Genomic DNA, 21,215 nt, shown 5'->3' with positions numbered 1-21,215 from the left:
GTAATAGCTATCATCATTTATAATATAAAAGGAGTGATTGATGTGATTAAAAGACTTCTCAAATGTTTTGTCTTTATCTCGTTGGTATTCTTACTGTGTATATCTGTATTAGATCATTCAGTTATGTATTTCTATACACAAAGTCAATCCGCTATTAATCATTCTAATCATACACTGCTTGTATCCTTCAAATATGGTACAAGTGATGAAGAAAAAGAAGACATAGCCCAATACTTAGATAATAGAAATATCCCCTACTACTTCTCTAACTATGTGAATGACACATCACTTGTTTATGAAATAAGTGATAGTTTTCCTATCAAGCCCTCTATCAAGAAGTTTGGTTCTCCTCTAACAGGTTCACAAACAATCACATATAAGAGAATAAAGAACTGGCATCATATTTATGAAATTACTTTGCTAACAAATGATCAATCTATACAGCGTTACTTAAGTAATGATTCTAATATAATTGTGCAAGAGAATACTGTACATGAAGAAGAGTACTCTATTTTTCTTAAAGATATACTTATGAAATATTCTTTCCTCTATGTTGTATTGTTGTTATCTTTGATTCTATTAAAAGTTTTAGATATGATTGATTATCAAAAACATATAGGTATCTATAAACTCCATGGAATCAATTCAAAGTCCATTCTCTATCAATTAGATCATCAAGAATGGTACAGTTTAGTATTCTTCTATTGGTTTGTATGTCTTATTACAGATTTTATGATTGGTTATAATGGGAATAATCATTGGATACTATTGAAGTATGAAGGACTGTTATTTCTTATTCTATTAGCCTTATATGCCCTTATAGAATTCATATTCTATCTATATATTTCTAGTCATTCAATTAAACAATATATCGTAGGTAGTCACCTCATAGATATGAAATCCTATGTCTTATTTGGTTTTAAAGTGATTGTAGTAGGTATATTATGTGTAATGACTTCTGTATTATATTCTTCTATCTCTAAAGCTCAGTATGAATATAAAACTTTACAGTCAATAAAAGAAAAAACGCAGAATATGGTTGTCATTGATTCCTTTAAAGGAGAATATGTTACAGATCAGCAAGGCTGGAGTGATATATTAAAGAAACTACAAAACTTTATTGATTCACAGAATTCTCTCTATGTAGAATCTCAAGCGCAATTCGATGAAGATATTCTTCATAATATTCCTAATAGTGTACGTGTGAATCAGAATGTATTAGATATCTTTCATATCAAAGATATCAATAATCATTCTATTAAACCTCAATCACAAACATTATTAGTACCACTATCAAGAAAAAATGATTCTTCAATTAAAGAATATGGTGATGGATATGCCATCCAATATATTAAGAATAATCAGAAGATTTATTCTTATTCTACCCATCATAAACATAACGGCTGGTTGATTAATTCTATTATTGTGATAGATGAAAACAATGATCCCTATCTTTATATGATTCCATCACATAATATCAATAAGAAGCTTAAAGAAGCGGGTATTCCACCTGTGCTTAACTTCATAAAGCCTTACAATACACTAAATGAACAGCTAGAAGAACTCAATAAGACAATACAGAAAAATATCATCTCTATTCAATTAACTTCTATTTTGATGTTGATATTAATTTATGAATATATCTTCTTCTATTTCAAGAAATCAATTATGAAGATTTCTGTATTAAAGATTCATGGTATTTCTTTCTTCAAGAGATATCAGGAATATATTATGTTGGAAAGTATATGTTATGTGTTACTGCTTCTACTTTCATTATTTATTCATACTATTCATCCAATCATGATCATTATGATATTGATGGTAGATTGGCTTCTCTCTTTACTTCTCATTTATGCCTTAGAAAAGATCAAGGTAATTTCTTGTCTTAAAGGAGATGAATTAACATGAGTCTAAAAGTATCTCATTTATATAAAAGTTATGATAAACCTATTATCCAAGACTTTAGTTATACCTTTGAAGATAATCATATTTACGCGATTACTGGACCTTCAGGTTGTGGTAAAACCACATTATTATATCTATTAGGATTCTTAGAAAAGAAAGATCAAGGAAGCATACTTATAGATGATAAAGAACCTAAAAGTATTCAGAAACTTTATAAACATACTATTGGTTTCTTATTTCAGAATTATGCATTAATAGAGAATGAAACAATAGAACAGAATCTAAAGATGATTTTAAAGAAAGATCAATATTCTCTTATTCCTAAGGTATTAAAACAAGTGGGTATAGAAGCACCAATAACACAAAAGATATATAAGTTATCAGGTGGACAGCAACAAAGAATTGCCCTGGCAAGACTCTTATTACATGATACAAAAATCATATTATGTGATGAACCAACGGGTAACCTAGATAAAGAAAATAGAGATATCGTCTTTGATATTCTCTATAAGTTATCTAGAAAAGATAAGATAGTCATTATGGTCACACATGATTTAGAACTTGCTTCAAGATGTGATGAAGAAATTAAACTATAAGCTAAAAAGGTGGATTATTCAAATTTCCACCTTTTTCTTATGATTATAGATTATACTTATTATAATATAACAGACTACCACCCCAGCAATCACAAACTTACATTCTTGAGAAAGAAGACCTATTCTCAAAATCAATAAAATCATAAATGTACTGATCATACAAATATTCTCTTGAAGTAGTACTTTTGCGGATTTGTTTTTCTTCATACTTTCAATAAGTTCATAAATAACTACTATTGCATCAAAAATCAAAATAACTGCAGCTATTCCTAAACGATACTTTGATGGAATCGCATCAAGTTCATTAAATATTAGAAATAGGAATGTAATGATTACACCAGTAAAATAATTTAGAATTTTTTTCATAATAAACCCCTCCTACATATAATATTATATTATTTTTTTATTAGACGCTAGGGATTGCGCCTGATTTCTTTTGTTTCTTTTTCTTTCTTCTCTCTTTAATATTATGAGTAATTGCGATTGCCTGGTAAATTATTAGTGAACCTGATAATACTGCACCGATAATCGGATGTACAATACCTAAATGCAAAGGTATAAGAACAATAAGTGAAATAAGCACAAAGATATCAGTTTGTAAAAATACTTCTTTTGATTTGTTCTCTTTCATTCTGTCATTAAAAAGATATCTTAAAATGATTGCATCAAGCACAAAGAGTATAACTAATATAATTGATTGATTTTTTGATAATATTGTGTAAGAATTACCAAACATCAAATACCATACTGTGAACGCAGTACTCAATCTAGTACATATTTTCATGATATTTGTTTTTGTTGAGAATTTCATAATGAATCCTCCTATGAGAGTCTATTATTTTTTGATACTGATTTCATCGATTTCCAATCCTTAACAAAATTGTAGACCAAGCCTATAATTAAGTATAAAATAGCTGCAGATTTTACTTCATTACGATATTTTAATGGACCAACATTAAATACGAGAAGCATGAAAATAGTTGCTGGAACCAAAGTAGAAACAGTATTATCTAAAAACATTTTAATTGAATGATTTTTCTTTCTATTTTCAATAATTGCATATATTGCAAAGATTGCATCGAAAATCAGAATGATAGCCGCTATTCCTAGACGATATTGAGATGGAATCATATTGTTGCCATCTAAAAACTCAAACAAAAACGTAACTACTATACATATACATATATTTAAATCTAATATTTTTTTCATCTCAGCACCTCCTAAATAAAATATGAGTGTTCAAATATAAAGTTTAGTGCTCATCCGCAAACTACTAGTTTTAAGACTATATGACTTTTTTGGACCACTACCAAACTTTATTATAAGAGTTATATAAGTTCTCCTATTATTATGACATTTATATTTTAAACAGCCTTTTACTTGAGTTCCTACCGCTAACTTAAAAGCTGGCATCACTTTTTTAAGGGATGAAATTGAAGTCGCTGTAAAAGCTAAAATACTACCCGCTAGAAATCCAGCTGTTTGATAATCAACAGTGAAATTCATTTTATAATGTGATGCATTTCTAGGATGATTTCTATAGACAAAACATTTATTACTTTTCCCATTAATTGTGAGTACACCTGTCTTTTTATCATATACTATATAATCTACATACTTTGTTTTCTTATTAATTACATCCACATATCTTTTTTCACTATTCTCAAATAATTCATAGGAATAATAATTCAAATTGTTTTCTTCAATATGATCAGCAAAAACAGTAGTTATCGGGATATTTAAAATCATCACAAGAGATAATAGTATTATCATTAATCTCTTCATTGCTTTAAACCTTTCTCTTTTTTAATTTCCATCTAGATGTTAACTAAATGTTATACTATGATATTAAAATTGCCTATAATTCTCGCATAAGAGACACATTTTCATGCATAAAAGACATTCCACAGAAATTACATTTCAATCCAATAAAATAATATGCTAAAATATTACAGAGGTGACGTTATGAATATACTGATTTGTGATGATAATACTGCTTTCGCAATGCAGCTAGAAAAAGATATAAGTGAATACTTTCATAATCCTAATATGAATATAAATGTGGTGACTGATCATTTTGATCAAATAGAAGGTACATATGATGTTATATTCATGGATATTGAATTAAATGAAAAAAATGGTATTGAAATCGCAAAATATCATAAAGATAAGCATAACTGTCTGGTTATATTCACATCAAGTCACGAGAATCTTGTCTTTAATACATTCCAGGTTGAACCTTTTCAGTTCATAAGAAAGAACCATTATGATTATGATAAAAATATTGTCTTTAAGCAGTTAAAAGAGAAACTACTTACTCTTTATATCACTATTACACTTAAAGATAGTAAGCGTTCATTACAGATTCCTATCCAAGATATCCATTCAATTGTTTCTATTGGTCATGATCTCGTTGTGCATACACCTAAAGAAGATTATATGACAACAGGTACTCTTAAAGATTTCTGTAATAATTACATCAATACAACACTCGTTCAGATTCAAAAGAATATGATTATTAACCTTCAATATGTAGAAGATTACAATCGTAATATTATTTTATATAACAATGAAAATCTTTCTGTAGGACGTATTTATAAGAACAACTTTTTACACCACTACAAGGAGTACAAAAAGCTATGATATTTGATTTCTTATTTTTAACTATAAGTATCACAATGCTTTGTTTTTGCATCAGCAGTATTTTATTACCCGAAAAGAAATATTCCTACACTATTCTTTGTACTCCTCTTACTCTCACAGAAATGTTTATTTTTACCAATCCTACTCTCCTCAATAACTTTTTATTGATCTTTCTTATATGTATAACACATGCATATATGCTTTATATTCATAAATATAAATCTGTGATTTATAGTATTTCTACAACACTTCTATTCTTTACTGCTTTACTTTTTGTGAATCTTTTATTTGTTCGTTTATTTTCTATATTAAATATAGGCGATTTTTATGGACTTCTTTTTGGAATTCTATATTGTATGATTTCCTTAGGGTTATTAAAGATATTAAAATATAATAGAAATAATCTTTCCTTCCTTGAAGAGAATAAGACCTTTGGCCTTATTGGGATTATATTACTTATATTAATCTGTTTACTCATGCAAGCTCTTTCTTTTATTAAGCTATCGCAATCTACAATCATCTTAATGACTGTATTAGTATTTGTATTAAGTTTATTATTTCTTTTTCTATTCTTCCAATATAGACAGAATTACTTAGAAAAAGAGAAGTTAAGAATACAAAGAGAAAATAATGATCGAATCAATCATATATATAATTCTTTACTAAAGAAAGAACATCGTATGCTTTATGTATTAAGAAAGCTTGATCATGTAATTTCTGATGAAGAGACACATCAGTTTATTGAGAAAGAAATAGATGATTTAATGAATAAACAATTTGTATCTCATACTAATAATCCTATCTTTGATCATAGATTAACTATTCTTATGCAGAGTTTGAAAGATTATGATATTAAGATGATAGTCATGATTCCTGTTGATACTCGTTTGGATGATGCAAATATTATTGAACAGATGGAAATATTCATTAGAGAACATGTAACAGATCATACAGAAATAAGATTAAAGGTTAAAGATAATCAATTCATTATAAATTGTAATGACAAAACTAAAAACATCCGCTTAAAAACGCCTCATTAACGAGGCGCTTTCTTATAGGTTATAGGATGCAATATATAGCTTATGATCCTGAGCTACTACAATCAGTGATCTTCCTACATCACTTTTCTTATAATACTTATAATCCTGAGTGAAGTCTGGCAACTGCTTTTGTGATACTTTTGCTTCTATGATATATTTATTGAATTCTTCTTCTATTTCATTATTCTTCTTATTATTCAATGTAATGGGAAGATTTTTGTTTTTAACTTCCTGTACCTCATAATATATTCCATCATTAGTAAATGAAGGAGATGGTTTTACTTGATATACAATTGTATTTTCTGAAGGGAAGTCGATATTCCAGTTTTCAGATATAAAATTCATATTCTTATAATAAAGAAGCGTAGAGACAACCACAACAACAATAAGTGTCATAAGAATGATTAGTATTTTCTTGAGTTTCATCATTTCACTCCTTTCCATACTTCAACTCTATATGAGATATGATTCACTGACTATAATTCTTGCACAAGAGACACATTTTTCTGCATAAAAGACATTGAAAAAGTGCAGCCTAAGCTGCACTCTATTATAAGTCTACACCATAATCAGTGACTACAACCTGTCCTGTAATAGGTGCTGCATCATCACTTGCTAAGAAAAGAGTGACTCTTGCAACATCTTCTGGACTACATGGTTTAAGGGATAAATCACTATGAGCACTCATAGCCCCCATCATCTTCATATCCATTGTATCAGGTGTTAAACCTGCTGCCATATCTGTAGTAATACTACCAGGACAAATCACATTACAACGAACATTTTCTTTCGCAAAACGCATTGCAGTATGTTTAGTGACACCAATAATAGCTGCTTTAGTAGAAACATAAACTGCTCCTCCAGCACCAAACTGACCTGCAACACTTGCAATATTTACAATAGAAGCACCACTTGTCATAACCTTTAATGCTTCAGACATACAATACATTGTACCCTTCTGGTTAATATCAATAACTCTATTTAAGTCATCATAATCAATACGATTAATCGCATTTAATCCTTTATCAAGTACACCTGCATTATTCACTAATACATCTACTTTACCAAATGTTTCTACAGTTTTAGAAACTAGATTCTTTACATCATCAATCTTAGAAATATCAGTAGGTACACATAAAACAGTACCTCCTGCTTCTTCAATTTCTTTACCTACTTCTTCTAATACTTCTTTTCTTCTTGCTGAAATAACAACCTTTGCACCTTCACTTGCAAATAATTTTGCAATAGCTTTACCAACACCTGCGTTACCGCCTGTAACGATAGCGACTTTATTATCTAATTTACCCATATCCGAGCCTCCTTGATATCAATAGTATCATAACTGTAAGCGTATTCATAGAGATAACAATCAAATTATTGTATAAAAAAACACCTCAAGAATAATCTTGAAGTGTTTGAGCTATTACTGTTCTTCTGGTAATTCCTTAAGATCATCATCACCAGTTACATAGTGTAAGATAGTCTTTGCAGCAGTTCTAGGACCATCATACTCCTTACCCTTAATACCAAGTCTTGTACGAAGTACACCAACCTGTACACCCTGTTCAAACATCTTATGGAAGAATTCCTGTAATAATGGTTCTGTCTGTTCTTTTCTCTGAACTGGACCAAATGGGTTTGCGAAATAAGAGCCAACTAAACCATATTCAGTAGTAGTACCCTTAGCCATACGGTTACCAGCTCTGAATACCTTTAATGCATCTTCTTCATTATCAAAGAATTCTAAGGCTTCACCTTCAGCTTCATAGTTATTAGCATATAAGAAGATATCTACATCATGATCAGCGATAACATCCTTATAATCAGTAATAGGAATTACGATACGTGCATTGACCTTATCTGGGTTCATGAATACAGATCTATCTAATTCCTTAAAGCTGTAACCAGCATCTAAGTCATCAAGACGAACGAAGGCACCAACTTCTGTACCTGAAGTCTTTACTTTACCGTCAACTAATGATAAGCAACCCATATCATCATAGATAGTCTTGATATCTTCGATATAAGCTTCACCATAAGCCTTGATTTGTTCAATAGTTTCTGATTTACCAGCACCAGAGTCACCCATTACGACGATATTCTTTTCAGAACCATCATGTAACTTCATCTGGATCATAGCACCATGGATAGGTAATTTGTGGTGGTTGATGTTAGATACGTTGTGAAGTGTTAAACACATCTTCTTCATATATCCGAAGTAATCGAATTCATCACTTGCTGATAGTTTAGCAACCATCATATCGTTCTTGTCATCCTGGAAGAATGACTGATCCTTCTTACCGTCTTCATAACCATATACATATACTAGATCTGGTTTATTATGTCTATATTCTGATTCATCAGCAAGTTCAAATAAGTTACATAAAGTAACACCCTGTGCCATGAACTTAGTATTGAAGTAAACGAAACATAATAACTTACCAACCTTTGCAGGGTAACATAACCACTGATCAGGATTAAATGTTAAATCAGTAACTGGATTTGTTCTACTTTCTGGGAATACACCATCTCTTTTATTTCTCTTAGAATAAGTGATAAATGGTGGATGAATAACAACCTGTTCAATGAATGGAACATCCTTTAAACATTCATAATCATCAGGTAAACCTGTAGTTAAGTGAGTAACAGTTAAACCAGCATTCACACCTGCTGTAATCTGTCTTAATACCTTATCGTTCTTACCTACAGCTCTCTGCATTGAACGATATACTTCTAATACAAGTTTTTCAAACTCTTCCTGAGCGTCAGCGAACTGTACACTCTGGTAACCTGATTTCTTTGAGTCATTGAAAACAATTGCATATCTCTGAAGTTTTCTCCAGTATAAATAAATGTCTTCAATTAACTTTACGAACATATCACGATCTTCAAAATACACTGCATATTCTGGTCTTAATGCACAAACCTGTTCTGCATCAAGTACAAGTAATAACTTGAAAATGCTTCTTAAATCTCCTAATAAGAAGAAATCATCCGCATTGCGTTCATGTAAATAAATATATAACTGTGTTTCTAATCTGCGCTGATTCTTAATGAATTTCTCCAATACTTTAGAGAAAGATTCACTTTCCACTAATTCACATCTACTCTGACAGAATTCTTCAGAGAAGTTTAAGATTGCATTACCTCTAGTAATTTCGAATTTCTTAGCCATTTTTTCATCCTTTCTAAATAGATTATGTTAGCTCCTATCTACTTTAACCCCATAATAACAGAGAAATTTACAATATGCAAAGCCTAATTTTGTAATTATCATATGTAAGCGTTATTATTTATGGAATTTAGTAAATTCCAATTTTTCGCTTGCTAAGTTAGTTAAATCTAATATGTAACATAAAAAAGACCTTTACTAGAAGGCCTTAAAGAATACTTTACCAACTATTTCTTTCTTAAAAGAAACAGCACCTATATAACGGGAATCTGTAGAATGGTTTCTATTATCCCCCATAATAAAGACATCACCTTTAGGAACTGTATAAGTCCAGTTAGTGTCTGTCATTTGTTCGTTTATATATGTTTCATTGACTTTCTTACCATTACGGTAGAGTTCATGATCAATACATTCTATTGTATCACCCTGCTTGCCAATGACTCTTTTAATGATCTGTCTCTGCTGTCCTAATATATTACATTTCGCAATGATAACATCACCATATTTTACATCATCATAATGATAGAACTGCTTATTAACTAAGACAATGTTCCCTTCATGATAATTAGGTTCCATAGATTGTCCTTCTACATGAGAAATCTGGACAAAGAATAAGAAACCATATGTAAGAATCACTGTCACAAGAATAACTTTTACATATTCTAATATTGTTTGTTTCATATTTTTCATTTTAATCACCGAAACGATTATATCATAATTTTAAGATAATTCCTTGAATAAACTAAAAATAAAAGGAATAGGAATAATACTTGCGCATAAATCAGATATAGGCTGAGCTAAGGAAAGACCTGTAACACCCCATATATGAGGTAACACGATTACTAGTGGGATAAAAGCCAAACCACTTCTTAAAGCAGCTAGGAATGTCGCTATGACACTTCTACCAATACTTTGGAATAACATATTTGCGCCGATACTAATAGCCATAAAGAATATCGCAATACATTCAAATTTCATCGCAAGCTGCGCAATAGAGAGTACTTGACTATCCTGTGTAAAGAGTAAGAGAAGCGGTTTTGTGAAGCATAAACAGATGACACTAATAATACTTAATAGAATAGTAGAAAGAGTCACAGTGAAGATAAATGCCTGTTTCAAACGGTCATATCGTTTAGCACCATAGCTAAATGCTGATACTGGCTGGAAACCCTGACCTATTCCTACTCCTACCGAGAAGATGAGATTGGATATACGACTCACAACACTCATTGCCGCAATCGCTTCATCTCCATAGATTCCTGCCGCAAAGTTAAGAGTCATCACACTGATACTATTTAATCCCTGACGACAGAGTGATGGGAATCCTACCGCAACAATACTTCCTATAACATATTTTTCTAAACTTACATATTGCCATTTAAAGCAGCTTTGTGTCTTTCCTTTGTGATACATAGAATAGAGAATGAATGCACTGATATATTGAGACAGGGCAGTAGAGAGTCCTGCACCTGTGACACCCATATGAAATATTCGCATAAAAATATAATCACCAAAGATATTAATAATAGAACCGGATGTGAGTCCAATCATTGCAAGTGATGCTTGTCCTTCATATCTTAGTATATTATTCATCACACATGATGAAGTCATAGCAGGTGCTGCAATCAAAATAAAGAAGGCATACGCTCTTGCATAAGGTAATATAGTAGAAGTTGAACCCATTAAATACATAAGTGGATTCAAGAATATAAGGCCTAGTACCGCAATTAAAGCACCAAAAAAGAGTGAGCCAAAAAAGCTTGTAGATGCAAATATACGTGCTTCTTCTACTCTTTTTGCCCCTAGTCTTCTTGATATATTTGCGCCTGCTCCATGTCCAAACATAAAGCCAAAGGCTTGTAATATCGCCATCAATCCAAAAACAATCCCTACTGCACCTGTTGCACTTGTCCCTACTGTAGAAACAAAATACGTATCAGCCATGTTATAGATATTAGTAACCAACATTGAGATTGTTGTTGGTAATGCGAGAGTAAGTATCAGAGAAGGGATTGGCTGCTTGATCATTCTCTCATACTGTGATTCATATTGTGTCATAAAATTCTCCCCTTTTGGTTATTTATTATAGAACTACATCACACTTAAAACAATCAAGGTTCACTTTCTGAAAAAATTGTGATAATGTAAGAGATGCGAGGTATGAGAAAATGTATAAAAAAATATTAACACTAATATTATGTGCTTTCTTTGTATTAACTGGATGTTCTTCTAAAACAGCTGTTAAATCACAAGCGAGTACATATGCAGTCCTTACTAAAAAGAAAAAGGGTGAGCTTCTTAAAATGAAAAAGCATTATGATCTTATTGTAGTGAGAAGTAAAGGTTTAACTACAGAAGATATGAAGGTTTTAAGAAAGAAGTCTAAACAGATTTATTTCTATATGAGTTTAAAGAAACCACATCACAAAGCTGAAACTTTAAAGGCTGATGGTATCTTTATTAGTAAGATTGATGATGCAGATGCATTAGATGCTCTTATCAAGGAAGCAAATCAGAATAAGTTAAAGGTTATTGTGAATAATGCCTATGATTATAGAGAAACTGTTTATAAGAATTCTAAGATGGTTGCAGGTGTAAACCAGACTAGTATGATGACTAAAAAACAAGGGAAGAAGTATGTAAAACAGGATACTGAAGTATCAACACGCTTAAAGAAATATTTAAGTACATGCCAGGAAAAAGGTATTGCGACTTATTTAGTAGAGTATACTAAAAATACTGACTGGAGAGCTGCAATCAATGCTTATTGTAAGAAGCATCATATTACTTACTACAATCCAACTATTAAGTAAGACACATGGTAACATGTGTTTTTCATGTACAAAAAAGACCTCCGAAGAGGTCTATTAATAGAAAACCCGAGCAAACATCGTTTGCACAATGCCGCTACTGTAAAAGAATATCTTTTTCCACCTGTCACGATGATACACTGTCTAAAACCAACTGTCAATGACTGATCTGAGAATTTTGAAGCGTCTTTTTACTTACTACAATCCAACTATTAAGCAAGACACATGGAAACATGTGTTTTTCATGTACAAAAAAGACCTCCGAAGAGGTCTTTTAATAGAAAACCCGAGCAAACATCGTTTGCACAATGCCGCTACTGTAAAAGAATATCTTTTTTCATCTACTGCAATGTTACACTGTCTAAAACCAACTGTCAACTACTAATCCTAGAAATTTGAAAGTTCCTTGGATTAATTTATTTGTCTTATAATAGGTAGAATTTCTATCAATCCTTCTTATTAATTTCTTCAATTCCCCACTTTCATATAAGGCAACTCCTTCACTTCTTACCATTTTCTTATGCATATACAATAATGTAATAATCTGTTGAATTCTCTCGTTACTCATTCTATTCTTTCTGAAATTAGAATTCATATGCGGAATATTCATTAGTTCTTCTGTAATGTCTTTCTTTGTTCGATGTTCTGCAGTATGAGATCTCAAATCATTTAATATACAATTACTATGAGCTGATGCATTTCTAATTTTTTTACAAGTTAACAACCCATAATAATCATATTTCATTTCCTTATCAGAGAAACGATTAGCACAATAGTGATAAAATCCAACCAATTTCCCAAACGATATTATTTCAATAAATGCCCAAACAGGATAATTACCTTCGTATTTTTCAATAATATCCCTGCAATAGATACCTCTTCTGTTCCTATTAATCTCAGATTCAAAATAATTCTTTTGCCTGTCATCCAAAGAACCAATATAATCTTTGACTATTTGATAACCATCTTCATCATACTCATCCATTTTCCTTAATAATTGTAGCTTCGTATGATGTTCAATATCCAAAGCCATTTCTACTACTCTATAGCGAAGACGCATATCAATGATTGACACATCTACTAGATACGCAAATTCCAAATTAATATACTTTCCCTCATTTTTTCCACCTGGATGTTTATCATAATTTTTTCTAAAAGAAGTCAGCTTATAATAATTATTGTTGTACTTGAGATATTGTTTGGCTGATTCCTCATCCATGATATTGAAAAGTATTCCCTTGTCTTTCAAATGTTGAATCTGTTCATCTAGAGATAATCTTGGTTTATCATTTTCCATCATCAGTCTCCTTTAAACGTATCAAAAAAACTATAAGATTACTCTTATAGTCTTCTACTTATTCATACTATTTAAAACTACTTTTTTCTCATTATCAAAGACATTGTTTACATCCAAATCTTCTTGCACATCCATTACATATAGGTTTTGATGCACATTCTATACAATGTTCACTGAATTCTCTTTTATACAATTGATCTTCTCTTAATTCATTATCAAAGAAATCATAAAGATGATATATAGGTTTCTTTCCTTGATAATTCATTCTAGAACGATAGGCTATTCTTGTCTGAGCTACTTTCCCTTTCACTCGATAATGAATACCATCCTTCACAAAATGAGATCCTGTCTCAATAAAAGTGAATGTTGTATTCTTATTCACACATTGATTATGTAAAGATTTAATCCAATCGAAGTCACATGCTCTTGTACCACCATAATTCTCTCCACCGCATGTCACTTCTTCTATGCGTCCATCTAAATACTTTTCTAAATCAATAGGACCAATAAGAGGTGCTAACATCACTCCTTTATGTTTAGCAGGAATATCTAATAGAATAGGTATACGTTCATCAGCACGTTTCTGATTCTCACATGTAACATTAAGTATTACATTCTCGTATCCATCACCCCAGTTATCTGGTAAGCATTCTTTGAGTCTTTCTGCTCTTTTAGTAAGTATATAAAAGATTACATCCTGTCTTCTTCTGATCATTGACCAGACATCATCTCTCCATATATCTGCCTCTTCTAGACAGAAATCACTTGTCATACAGACTCTTATCTTTTCTCCACTTTGTATCTTATATGTACCATCTCTATTTCTAGAGAGTGGATATGCAAAATCATTGGTCTTATATATATGTGAACCATCTTGATTTCTCATCTTATCCAAAACATACATATAACAATTCATACACCCTTCTGAATACTTTACACATCCATGCCAGGGATTCCAAATATCATGCATTACTAACTCCTTATCAAACTTACTTGTTTTATTTCAAACCATTTAATAATACGTCCTACACATATGCCATAGAGTGGTGAACGTGTTACTAAACAGAGAATAATAGTTGCTGCAATCATTGTAATATCAAAACAGTTCTTACACAAGGAATACGCCTTATTATAGTGGTTAAAAATACTTAAGATCACTCCATCTACTGGTGCTAAGACTAAATGAGACTGCACCATTGTATAGACACCAAAAGCTATACATATATTACCTGCAAGTAAAATCACTATACGTAATCCTAGAGATTCAGGAGATGCAGGAATAATGATTTGATACAGATCTAAGATATATCCCATAATAAATGAGAAAGGGACTTCTAGTAACATATCCATTTTCAACTTTCTTTCTATCAATAGCTGAGCAACAACTAAAACCATATATAACATGATATTCGCTACACCAAATGAAATAGGTGTCATTTCTTTGAATGCATAAGGAAGTGTTGCTTGATGATGAATGGGTTCAGAATGGAAATGAATTCTGCAAGAGAATGGTATCTTGTAGGGACACCGCATGGTGGTGATTTGGAATATATCCGGGCAAGGATACCGGAGTAAAGGTCTCTGTACCCCTGGGGGCGCAAGGGTACTTTTGATGGATGGTACGTCTGTCGAAAGTGCTTTTGCGTTACTTTTGACAAAAGTAACAAAACCGCCGTATCCGGCGAATATTTCTTTTTATACCATAGCTGGCAAAGATACAAATTTATGTGCCATGTCTGGCACTTGTTTTAGTAAGCGGGGTGAGGAATATAACGATGAAACGAACAATCAGTGGTATGATCGGGACAGGATCTCTGGCTCATAACAGACGAGCTTTTATAGCAGAAAATGTTGATCCAGACAGAGTGCAATTAAATATTTGTTACCGGAATGAGAATCTGAAAGGGCACTCGGAAGGTTGCTCTTTGGCAATCTAAGAATAGAGTTTTGGGATAGAATATGATAAAATGCAAGAGATAAATCGGGGTTTTTCGGAGGGGCGAATGTAGATGAGTTTTATAGATGATGCATTATCAGAAATTAGTAATGGTGAGGACTTTGTTCAGGCAATGGCAGATATTTATGAATATCCAGAAGTAAGAAGTGAGTTATATAAATTACCATCTTGGATTAGAAATATCATAACAGTCATTGATTATGACACGGAATTAGCTATGAATGGTTTAGATTTTAAATCTTATGGGAATATTATTGATGCTTTGACTAATATGGGATTAACGGAAGAAGCAGAAGTACTAATTACTTTTGAAAAGAAACCTTCACAAGAGGAAGCAGATATTTGCTATTCAAAACTTGCTATTAATAATGATTATGACGCATTTTGGAATAAAGTATATTCGTATGCTGACGAAAATATAAAGAGATAACTTCCAGTTTGTATAATTGAAAAAAATAAAAAATGCATAGACAACTGTGTCTATTAGTGAAAATACGACATTTCTCGCTTTGTGTCGTGTTATTTGCAGATAACAGCTTCTATATTTGATGATGAAAGGAGGAGTTGAGGTGGACCAAGTAAAAATCGGGAATTTTTTAAAAAAACTTCGCAAAGAAAAAGGCATTACACAGGAGCAATTGGCAGAAATATTAAATGTCTCTGGAAGGACCGTATCCAGATGGGAAACCGGAAACAATATGCCGGATATCAGTATTCTTGTGGATATTGCAGATTATTATGATATCAGCATTCCTGAGATTATCAGTGGAGAAAGGAAAAGCGAGATGATGAACGAAGAAGAAAGAAAAATTGCTAAAACAATGGCTGATTATGCAACTACAGAGAAAGAGAAGATTTTTAAGGAAATGAAGCTCCAAAGTGTCATGGGAGTTTGTGCATTGGTTCTATACTGGATTCTGCATGAAACAGGTGCATACATGTATAATGATGTGTTAGGAAAGCTTGCCAGCTATTGTGAGACCTTGGTATCTGTGTCAGTCATAATGATGGCTGCATTTACGACAGGATCTTTAAGCAAGGTGCGGAGCAAGAGTAGAAAAGTTTTTGTATTCGAAAATTTCCCAAAAACTATGCAATTTGTTGTAACTGCAGTTGTAGCTTTTGGTGTAGCTGCTGTGATCAAACTGGTACTGGTGTATTTTTTCGGCTTATAAGTATTTTCAAATTCGTATTACATACTATGGAAAAAGAACTTTTTGATATTTTCACAGATGCGTGCTAATATGATTATAGAAAAAGAGTGCTACCAATAGACGGTTAGCCCATTTTACTATTTAGAATATCATCAAAGATAACCGCTTAGTTTACCAGACCAGGGCGGTTATTTTTGTGGTTTATGATTATCTTTACCTAATGTATATCCGATACTAAAGCAGGTTAAGCCGAAGCATACTACTGCTATGGAGTCAATAATACTCATTGGCTTAACCCTCCTTTCCACTGGATTCCTTTACAGGTTTCTATGTAATCAGAGGGTCACAGTCCCTCTGGAGAAGGACTAACCGCCTACGGTTAGGGTAGCACCCATGTTTCGATTGTAACAGTTAAAAATTACCGGTGCAATATAAAGTTGGTAGAGAAACATCTAGTATCTACAGAAGAGAATCGGTTTGAGTATTCTCCGGTGCCAAAACGGTGCCAAGAAATCAGGCAAATCAAAATAGGTGGTGCAATTCAACCGCTTTTCACTGTATTTTGGAGAGAAAACCATAAAAAACATGAGGTAAAACGTAATTAAAGTATCGTGCTTATAGACGAATAGAGCTTATTCAAATGTTTAATGAGAGAGAGCTGGATCTTATTATCATGATGGAAAATAAATGCCCTAAAAGGCCCATCTCTTTTATTAAAAACCTATCCTCTTATGAAGTATTATCATAAAGATACTTCTTTAGATTCACTACCATTACTCTATGATACATCTACAGAGTATAAGAATATAGATACAGAAATAGAACAGTTACTTTTAAAAGCCTGTATGAAAGAAGGTTATGGACCAGAGTCCTTATTGTAAGTACTTATCTTCTTCTCTTACAAATAAGACTTCTTCATTGTATCTCTACTATCATGAAGATGCTCATCAAATCATTCATAATATACTAGACGTACTCAAAAAGCATGCCATCTAGGCATGCTCATTTTATTCTAATTCAAATGCTCCAGTATATAACTGATAATACTGACCTTTCTGTTTAATTAAGTCCTCATGAGAACCACGTTCAATAATATGACCATGATCTAATACCATAATAACATCAGAATTCTGTACAGTAGACAATCTATGTGCAATAACAAATACAGTACGTCCCTTCATTAAGGCATCCATACCTTTCTGTACAATCGCTTCTGTACGTGTATCAATAGATGATGTTGCTTCATCCATGATCATAACAGGTGGATCTGCCACAGCAGCTCTTGCAATCGCAATAAGCTGTCTCTGACCTTGTGATAAACTTGCCCCATTACCAGTCAACATTGTGTTATAACCATCTGGTAGACGAGTAATGAAGTCATCAGCACCAGCAAGCTTTGCAGCTTCAATACATTGTTCATCAGTTGCTTCTAGATAACCATAACGGATATTATCCATAACTGTACCAGTAAAGAGGTTTGTATCCTGTAAGATAATACCAAGTGATCTTCTTAAATCAGGCTTTTTGATCTTATTAATGTTGATACCATCATATCTGATCTTACCGTCTTCAATATCATAGAATCTATTAATTAAGTTAGTAATAGTTGTCTTACCAGCACCAGTGGCCCCTACAAAGGCTACTTTCTGACCAGGCTTTGCATATAATGTAATGTTATGAAGAATCATCTTATTAGGATTATAAGCGAAATCTACATCATGCATTTCTACATCGCCTTCAAGTCTTGTATAAGTCACAGTACCATCTTCATGTGGATGTTTCCATGCCCACATTTCAGTACGTTCAGTTGTTTCTACTAATTCACCATTTTCTTCTTTAGCATTCACTAAAGTAACATAACCTTCATCAAATTCAGGTTCTTCATCTAATAATCCAAAGATACGACTAGCCCCTGCTAGACCCATAACAACAGAGTTGATCTGCTGAGAAATCTGACCAATCTGACCAGTGAACTGCTTAGTCATATTCAAGAATGGAACAACGATAGAAATATTAAGTGCCATACCAGATAAAGATACATTTGGTGTCTTTAGATAAAGAAGAACACCTCCTGTTAAGGCAATTAATACATAAAGAATATTACCCATGTTATGAAGAACAGGCATCAAGATATTCGCAAATGTATTGGCTTTTCTAGATGCTTCAAACCAGGCATTGTTTACTTTATCAAACCCTGCAATCGCATCTTCTTCATGGTTAAATACTTTGATAACCTTCTGCCCATTCATCATTTCTTCAATATAACCTTCAGTTGCACCAAGAGTCTGCTGCTGTTTAATAAAGAATCTTGAACTCTTAGAACCAAAATTCTTAGTAATAAAGAACATGATGACACAGCCAATTAATACAACCCCAGTCAACCAGAAGCTATAGTAAATCATGATGCAAAATACAGTTAGAAGTACAATAGAAGTCTGCATTAATGCAGGTAATGACTGAGAAATAAGCTGTCTTAATGTATCCGTATCATTTGTATAAATAGACATGATATCACCATGTGCATTTGTATCAAAATAACGGATAGGTAGACTTTCCATTCTTGCAAACATCTTTTCTCTGAATTTCATTAAAGAACCTTGAGTCACGACAGCCATTAAACGGTTGTATGTAAATGATGCAATTAATGAAAGAATATAGAGGATTGCAAGAATTGAAACAAATGAAAATACTTCGACCTGTGCCTGTGCCCAGTTCTTAGTACGCCAGTATTTCTCAATAACAGCAATGATATTCTGCATAAAAACAGATGGAATAGAGCTGACAACAGAATTAAATAGAATTAATGCAATAATAATAGGTAGAAGAACAGGATAGAATTCAAAGAGTGTTTTAATGAGACGTGTAAATGTGTTCTTCTTATTACCACGATTATTTTTCATCCTGTTCACCTCCCTTGTTTTGTGAATAGTATACTTCCTGATAAATTGGATTTGATGCAAGAAGTTCATCATGAGTACCGATTGCTTCAATAGAACCATTATTCATGATAATGATCTGATCTGCATCCTGTACACTTGAAACTCTCTGTGCAATGATGATTTTTGTAGTTTCAGGAATAAACTTCTTGAATCCTGCTCTAATAATAGCATCTGTTTTAGTATCTACAGCACTTGTAGAGTCATCAAGAATTAAAATTTTAGGTTTCTTAAGCAATGCACGAGCAATACATAATCTCTGTTTCTGTCCACCAGACACGTTAGTACCACCCTGTTCAATATGTGTATCATATTTATCTGGGAACTGTTCAATAAATTCATCTGCACAAGCAAGATGACATGCTTCTTCTATTTCTTCATCTGTGGCATCTTTATTACCCCAGCGTAAGTTTTCTTTAATAGAGCCAGAGAATAAAACATTCTTCTGTAATACAACAGAAACTGCATCTCTTAAAGTGACTAAGTCATAATCTCTTACATCTACACCAGCCACTTTCACTTCACCTTCAGTCACATCATATAGACGTGAAATAAGGTTAACAAGTGATGTTTTAGAAGAACCAGTACCTCCTAAAATACCAATAGTCTGTCCTGATTTAATGTGTAGATTAATATTTTCAAGAGCATAACGATCAGCACGCTTAGAATATTTAAATGATACATTATCAAAATCAATAGAACCATCATTTACTTCATAAATAGGTTTCTCTGGATTTGAAATTGTACGCTGTTCTTCTAATACAGCAACAATACGTTCACATGATTCAATAGAGATAGTCACCATTACAAAGATCATTGATAACATCATCAAGCTCATAAGAATCTGGAAACTATAAGTAAGTAATGAAGACAACTGTCCAACCTGAATAATAGCTCCACCAAAATTAACAACCAAATAAGAACCAAAAGTAAGTACGAAGATCATTACAACATAAAGACAGAACTGCATCATTGGGTTATTTAATGCAAGAATCTTTTCAGCTCTTGTGAAATCACCACAAACATCTTCTGCAGCTTCATTGAATTTCTTCTTTTCAAAGTCTTCACGTACAAATGATTTTACAACTCTAATACCGTTGATATTTTCCTGTACTGAATTATTTAAGTTATCGTATTTCTTAAATACTTTTCTAAATAAAGGCATTGTCTTCTTAATAACAAGTCCTAAACCAATCCCAAGTACTGGAATAGTAAATAAGAAGATCAACGCAAGTCGACCACCCATAATAAATCCCATGACCAATGAGAAGATCAACATAAGTGGAGCACGTACAACTGTACGAATAATCATCATATAAGCCATCTGAACGTTAGTGACATCAGTTGTCATACGAGTTACAAGTGAAGATGCACTAAAACGGTCAATGTTTTCAAATGAGAAGTTCTGAACTGCAACAAACAAGTCTTTACGTAAGTTCTTACCAAAACCAGCTGAAGCATTAGCTGCTTTAATACCTGCAAGAGCCCCAAATAGGAGTGAGAAACAGGCCATGATAATAAGTATCACACCATATTTCATAATAACAGAGAGATCACACCCATTCTGCATTCTATTGACTAGATTTGCGACCATTAATGGAATAATACATTCTACTAATGCCTCAAATGCTACAAGAATAGGTGTCAAAATTGAATCTCTCTTGTATTCACGAATACTTTTCTTAAGCACACGAATTATATTCAT

Annotated in this window: 22 protein-coding genes; 8 read left to right on the top strand and 14 right to left on the bottom strand. The window is 32.3% G+C overall.

The features are described from left to right. Positions 1-42 precede the first annotated feature (42 nt). Together H8909_RS13725 and H8909_RS01380 are read left to right on the top strand one after the other, a co-directional pair. Complete coding sequence (locus tag H8909_RS13725) at positions 43-1,908, top strand: DUF1430 domain-containing protein (RefSeq protein ID WP_187011562.1); 1,866 nt, start codon at positions 43-45, stop codon at positions 1,906-1,908. Further along, complete coding sequence (locus H8909_RS01380) at positions 1,905-2,501, top strand: ATP-binding cassette domain-containing protein (protein ID WP_187011561.1); 597 nt, start codon at positions 1,905-1,907, stop codon at positions 2,499-2,501. The genes H8909_RS13725 and H8909_RS01380 overlap by 4 nt, the downstream gene beginning before the upstream one ends. An 18-nt stretch (positions 2,502-2,519) precedes the next feature. Here H8909_RS01380 and H8909_RS01375 read toward each other — a convergent pair whose 3' ends face one another. The 4 genes from H8909_RS01375 to H8909_RS01360 are packed head-to-tail and all read right to left on the bottom strand — an operon-like array spanning position 2,520 to position 4,286. Continuing rightward, on the bottom strand, positions 2,520-2,867 hold the full coding sequence (locus H8909_RS01375) for a hypothetical protein (RefSeq protein WP_187011560.1): 348 nt from the start codon (positions 2,865-2,867) through the stop codon (positions 2,520-2,522). 40 nt (positions 2,868-2,907) lie between these two features. Beyond that, positions 2,908-3,312, bottom strand: a complete 405-nt coding sequence (locus H8909_RS01370) for a hypothetical protein (protein WP_187011559.1) — start codon at positions 3,310-3,312, stop codon at positions 2,908-2,910. Between the two features lie 11 nt (positions 3,313-3,323). Continuing rightward, positions 3,324-3,710: a hypothetical protein gene (locus H8909_RS01365; RefSeq protein ID WP_187011558.1), complete on the bottom strand. Its 387-nt coding sequence runs from the start codon at positions 3,708-3,710 to the stop codon at positions 3,324-3,326. Positions 3,711-3,740: 30 nt separating this feature from the next. After that, positions 3,741-4,286: a hypothetical protein gene (locus H8909_RS01360; RefSeq protein ID WP_187011557.1), complete on the bottom strand. Its 546-nt coding sequence runs from the start codon at positions 4,284-4,286 to the stop codon at positions 3,741-3,743. Between the two features lie 180 nt (positions 4,287-4,466). Here H8909_RS01360 and H8909_RS01355 point away from each other — a divergent pair, with 180 nt between their 5' ends. After that, positions 4,467-5,144 (top strand): LytR/AlgR family response regulator transcription factor, encoded by a 678-nt coding sequence (locus tag H8909_RS01355; RefSeq protein WP_187011556.1) that lies wholly within the window; start codon positions 4,467-4,469, stop codon positions 5,142-5,144. Positions 5,145-5,500: 356 nt separating this feature from the next. Beyond that, positions 5,501-6,184 (top strand): hypothetical protein, encoded by a 684-nt coding sequence (locus H8909_RS01350; protein WP_187011555.1) that lies wholly within the window; start codon positions 5,501-5,503, stop codon positions 6,182-6,184. Positions 6,185-6,196: 12 nt separating this feature from the next. Here H8909_RS01350 and H8909_RS01345 read toward each other — a convergent pair whose 3' ends face one another. The 5 genes from H8909_RS01345 to H8909_RS01325 form a co-directional block, all read right to left on the bottom strand. Continuing rightward, positions 6,197-6,610 (bottom strand): hypothetical protein, encoded by a 414-nt coding sequence (locus tag H8909_RS01345; RefSeq protein WP_187011554.1) that lies wholly within the window; start codon positions 6,608-6,610, stop codon positions 6,197-6,199. 124 nt (positions 6,611-6,734) lie between these two features. Then, on the bottom strand, positions 6,735-7,493 hold the full coding sequence (locus H8909_RS01340; RefSeq protein ID WP_187011553.1) for an SDR family NAD(P)-dependent oxidoreductase: 759 nt from the start codon (positions 7,491-7,493) through the stop codon (positions 6,735-6,737). Positions 7,494-7,607: 114 nt separating this feature from the next. After that, positions 7,608-9,359 (bottom strand): phosphoenolpyruvate carboxykinase, encoded by a 1,752-nt coding sequence (locus H8909_RS01335; RefSeq protein WP_117460203.1) that lies wholly within the window; start codon positions 9,357-9,359, stop codon positions 7,608-7,610. 195 nt (positions 9,360-9,554) lie between these two features. Further along, positions 9,555-10,046 carry a signal peptidase I gene (gene lepB, locus H8909_RS01330; protein WP_187011552.1) on the bottom strand — a complete coding sequence of 164 codons (492 nt, stop codon included), beginning with the start codon at positions 10,044-10,046 and terminating at the stop codon, positions 9,555-9,557. Between the two features lie 30 nt (positions 10,047-10,076). After that, positions 10,077-11,414 (bottom strand): MATE family efflux transporter, encoded by a 1,338-nt coding sequence (locus H8909_RS01325; protein ID WP_187011551.1) that lies wholly within the window; start codon positions 11,412-11,414, stop codon positions 10,077-10,079. Between the two features lie 110 nt (positions 11,415-11,524). Between H8909_RS01325 and H8909_RS01320 the strand changes: the two genes are divergently transcribed. Next, entirely contained in the window at positions 11,525-12,169 is a 645-nt protein-coding gene (locus H8909_RS01320; protein ID WP_187011550.1) for a hypothetical protein, read from the top strand. A gap of 358 nt (positions 12,170-12,527) precedes the next feature. On the opposite strand, the gene H8909_RS01315 is transcribed toward H8909_RS01320, so the two are convergent. From H8909_RS01315 to H8909_RS01305, 3 genes are all read right to left on the bottom strand, one after another. Beyond that, entirely contained in the window at positions 12,528-13,463 is a 936-nt protein-coding gene (locus H8909_RS01315; RefSeq protein WP_187011549.1) for an Abi family protein, read from the bottom strand. A gap of 94 nt (positions 13,464-13,557) precedes the next feature. Further along, entirely contained in the window at positions 13,558-14,433 is an 876-nt protein-coding gene (locus H8909_RS01310) for a DUF5131 family protein (protein WP_187011548.1), read from the bottom strand. 2 nt (positions 14,434-14,435) lie between these two features. Next, complete coding sequence (locus tag H8909_RS01305; protein ID WP_187011547.1) at positions 14,436-14,867, bottom strand: DUF6198 family protein; 432 nt, start codon at positions 14,865-14,867, stop codon at positions 14,436-14,438. 605 nt (positions 14,868-15,472) lie between these two features. Between H8909_RS01305 and H8909_RS01300 the strand changes: the two genes are divergently transcribed. The 3 genes from H8909_RS01300 to H8909_RS01290 all read left to right on the top strand — a co-directional run bounded on the left by H8909_RS01300 (position 15,473) and on the right by H8909_RS01290 (position 17,455). Further along, complete coding sequence (locus tag H8909_RS01300; protein ID WP_117460232.1) at positions 15,473-15,850, top strand: hypothetical protein; 378 nt, start codon at positions 15,473-15,475, stop codon at positions 15,848-15,850. Between the two features lie 139 nt (positions 15,851-15,989). Continuing rightward, on the top strand, positions 15,990-16,595 hold the full coding sequence (locus H8909_RS01295; RefSeq protein ID WP_199410121.1) for a helix-turn-helix domain-containing protein: 606 nt from the start codon (positions 15,990-15,992) through the stop codon (positions 16,593-16,595). Between the two features lie 710 nt (positions 16,596-17,305). Next, positions 17,306-17,455, top strand: coding sequence for a hypothetical protein (locus H8909_RS01290; RefSeq protein ID WP_187011546.1), 150 nt, complete (start codon positions 17,306-17,308; stop codon positions 17,453-17,455). A gap of 126 nt (positions 17,456-17,581) precedes the next feature. Here H8909_RS01290 and H8909_RS01285 read toward each other — a convergent pair whose 3' ends face one another. Together H8909_RS01285 and H8909_RS01280 are read right to left on the bottom strand one after the other, a co-directional pair. Next, positions 17,582-19,474 (bottom strand): ABC transporter ATP-binding protein, encoded by a 1,893-nt coding sequence (locus H8909_RS01285; RefSeq protein WP_187011545.1) that lies wholly within the window; start codon positions 19,472-19,474, stop codon positions 17,582-17,584. After that, a complete protein-coding gene (locus H8909_RS01280) occupies positions 19,464-21,215 on the bottom strand; it encodes an ABC transporter ATP-binding protein (protein WP_202985878.1) in 1,752 nt (583 codons plus the stop codon). Before H8909_RS01280 ends, H8909_RS01285 begins: the two co-directional genes overlap by 11 nt.

This window comes from Catenibacterium faecis, assembly GCF_014306455.1.
Classification (GTDB): domain Bacteria; phylum Bacillota_I; class Bacilli_A; order Erysipelotrichales; family Coprobacillaceae; genus Catenibacterium; species Catenibacterium mitsuoka_A.
This window is presented reverse-complemented; position numbering and strand designations above follow the sequence as displayed.

What these genes read in the sequence shown, in the direction of transcription:
- H8909_RS01380 (WP_187011561.1), top strand. Translation starts at nt 1,905, where the DNA reads ATGAGTCTAAAAGTATCTCATTTATATAAAAGTTATGATAAACCTATT.
- H8909_RS01375 (WP_187011560.1), bottom strand. Translation starts at nt 2,867, where the DNA reads ATGAAAAAAATTCTAAATTATTTTACTGGTGTAATCATTACATTCCTA.
- H8909_RS01370 (WP_187011559.1), bottom strand. Translation starts at nt 3,312, where the DNA reads ATGAAATTCTCAACAAAAACAAATATCATGAAAATATGTACTAGATTG.
- H8909_RS01365 (WP_187011558.1), bottom strand. Translation starts at nt 3,710, where the DNA reads ATGAAAAAAATATTAGATTTAAATATATGTATATGTATAGTAGTTACG.
- H8909_RS01360 (WP_187011557.1), bottom strand. Translation starts at nt 4,286, where the DNA reads ATGAAGAGATTAATGATAATACTATTATCTCTTGTGATGATTTTAAAT.
- H8909_RS01355 (WP_187011556.1), top strand. Translation starts at nt 4,467, where the DNA reads ATGAATATACTGATTTGTGATGATAATACTGCTTTCGCAATGCAGCTA.
- H8909_RS01350 (WP_187011555.1), top strand. Translation starts at nt 5,501, where the DNA reads ATGATTTCCTTAGGGTTATTAAAGATATTAAAATATAATAGAAATAAT.
- H8909_RS01345 (WP_187011554.1), bottom strand. Translation starts at nt 6,610, where the DNA reads ATGAAACTCAAGAAAATACTAATCATTCTTATGACACTTATTGTTGTT.
- H8909_RS01340 (WP_187011553.1), bottom strand. Translation starts at nt 7,493, where the DNA reads ATGGGTAAATTAGATAATAAAGTCGCTATCGTTACAGGCGGTAACGCA.
- H8909_RS01335 (WP_117460203.1), bottom strand. Translation starts at nt 9,359, where the DNA reads ATGGCTAAGAAATTCGAAATTACTAGAGGTAATGCAATCTTAAACTTC.
- lepB (WP_187011552.1), bottom strand. Translation starts at nt 10,046, where the DNA reads ATGAAAAATATGAAACAAACAATATTAGAATATGTAAAAGTTATTCTT.
- H8909_RS01325 (WP_187011551.1), bottom strand. Translation starts at nt 11,414, where the DNA reads ATGACACAATATGAATCACAGTATGAGAGAATGATCAAGCAGCCAATC.
- H8909_RS01320 (WP_187011550.1), top strand. Translation starts at nt 11,525, where the DNA reads ATGTATAAAAAAATATTAACACTAATATTATGTGCTTTCTTTGTATTA.
- H8909_RS01315 (WP_187011549.1), bottom strand. Translation starts at nt 13,463, where the DNA reads ATGGAAAATGATAAACCAAGATTATCTCTAGATGAACAGATTCAACAT.
- H8909_RS01310 (WP_187011548.1), bottom strand. Translation starts at nt 14,433, where the DNA reads ATGCATGATATTTGGAATCCCTGGCATGGATGTGTAAAGTATTCAGAA.
- H8909_RS01305 (WP_187011547.1), bottom strand. Translation starts at nt 14,867, where the DNA reads ATGTTATATATGGTTTTAGTTGTTGCTCAGCTATTGATAGAAAGAAAG.
- H8909_RS01300 (WP_117460232.1), top strand. Translation starts at nt 15,473, where the DNA reads ATGAGTTTTATAGATGATGCATTATCAGAAATTAGTAATGGTGAGGAC.
- H8909_RS01290 (WP_187011546.1), top strand. Translation starts at nt 17,306, where the DNA reads ATGAAGTATTATCATAAAGATACTTCTTTAGATTCACTACCATTACTC.
- H8909_RS01285 (WP_187011545.1), bottom strand. Translation starts at nt 19,474, where the DNA reads ATGAAAAATAATCGTGGTAATAAGAAGAACACATTTACACGTCTCATT.
- H8909_RS01280 (WP_202985878.1), bottom strand. Translation starts at nt 21,215, where the DNA reads ATGAATATAATTCGTGTGCTTAAGAAAAGTATTCGTGAATACAAGAGA.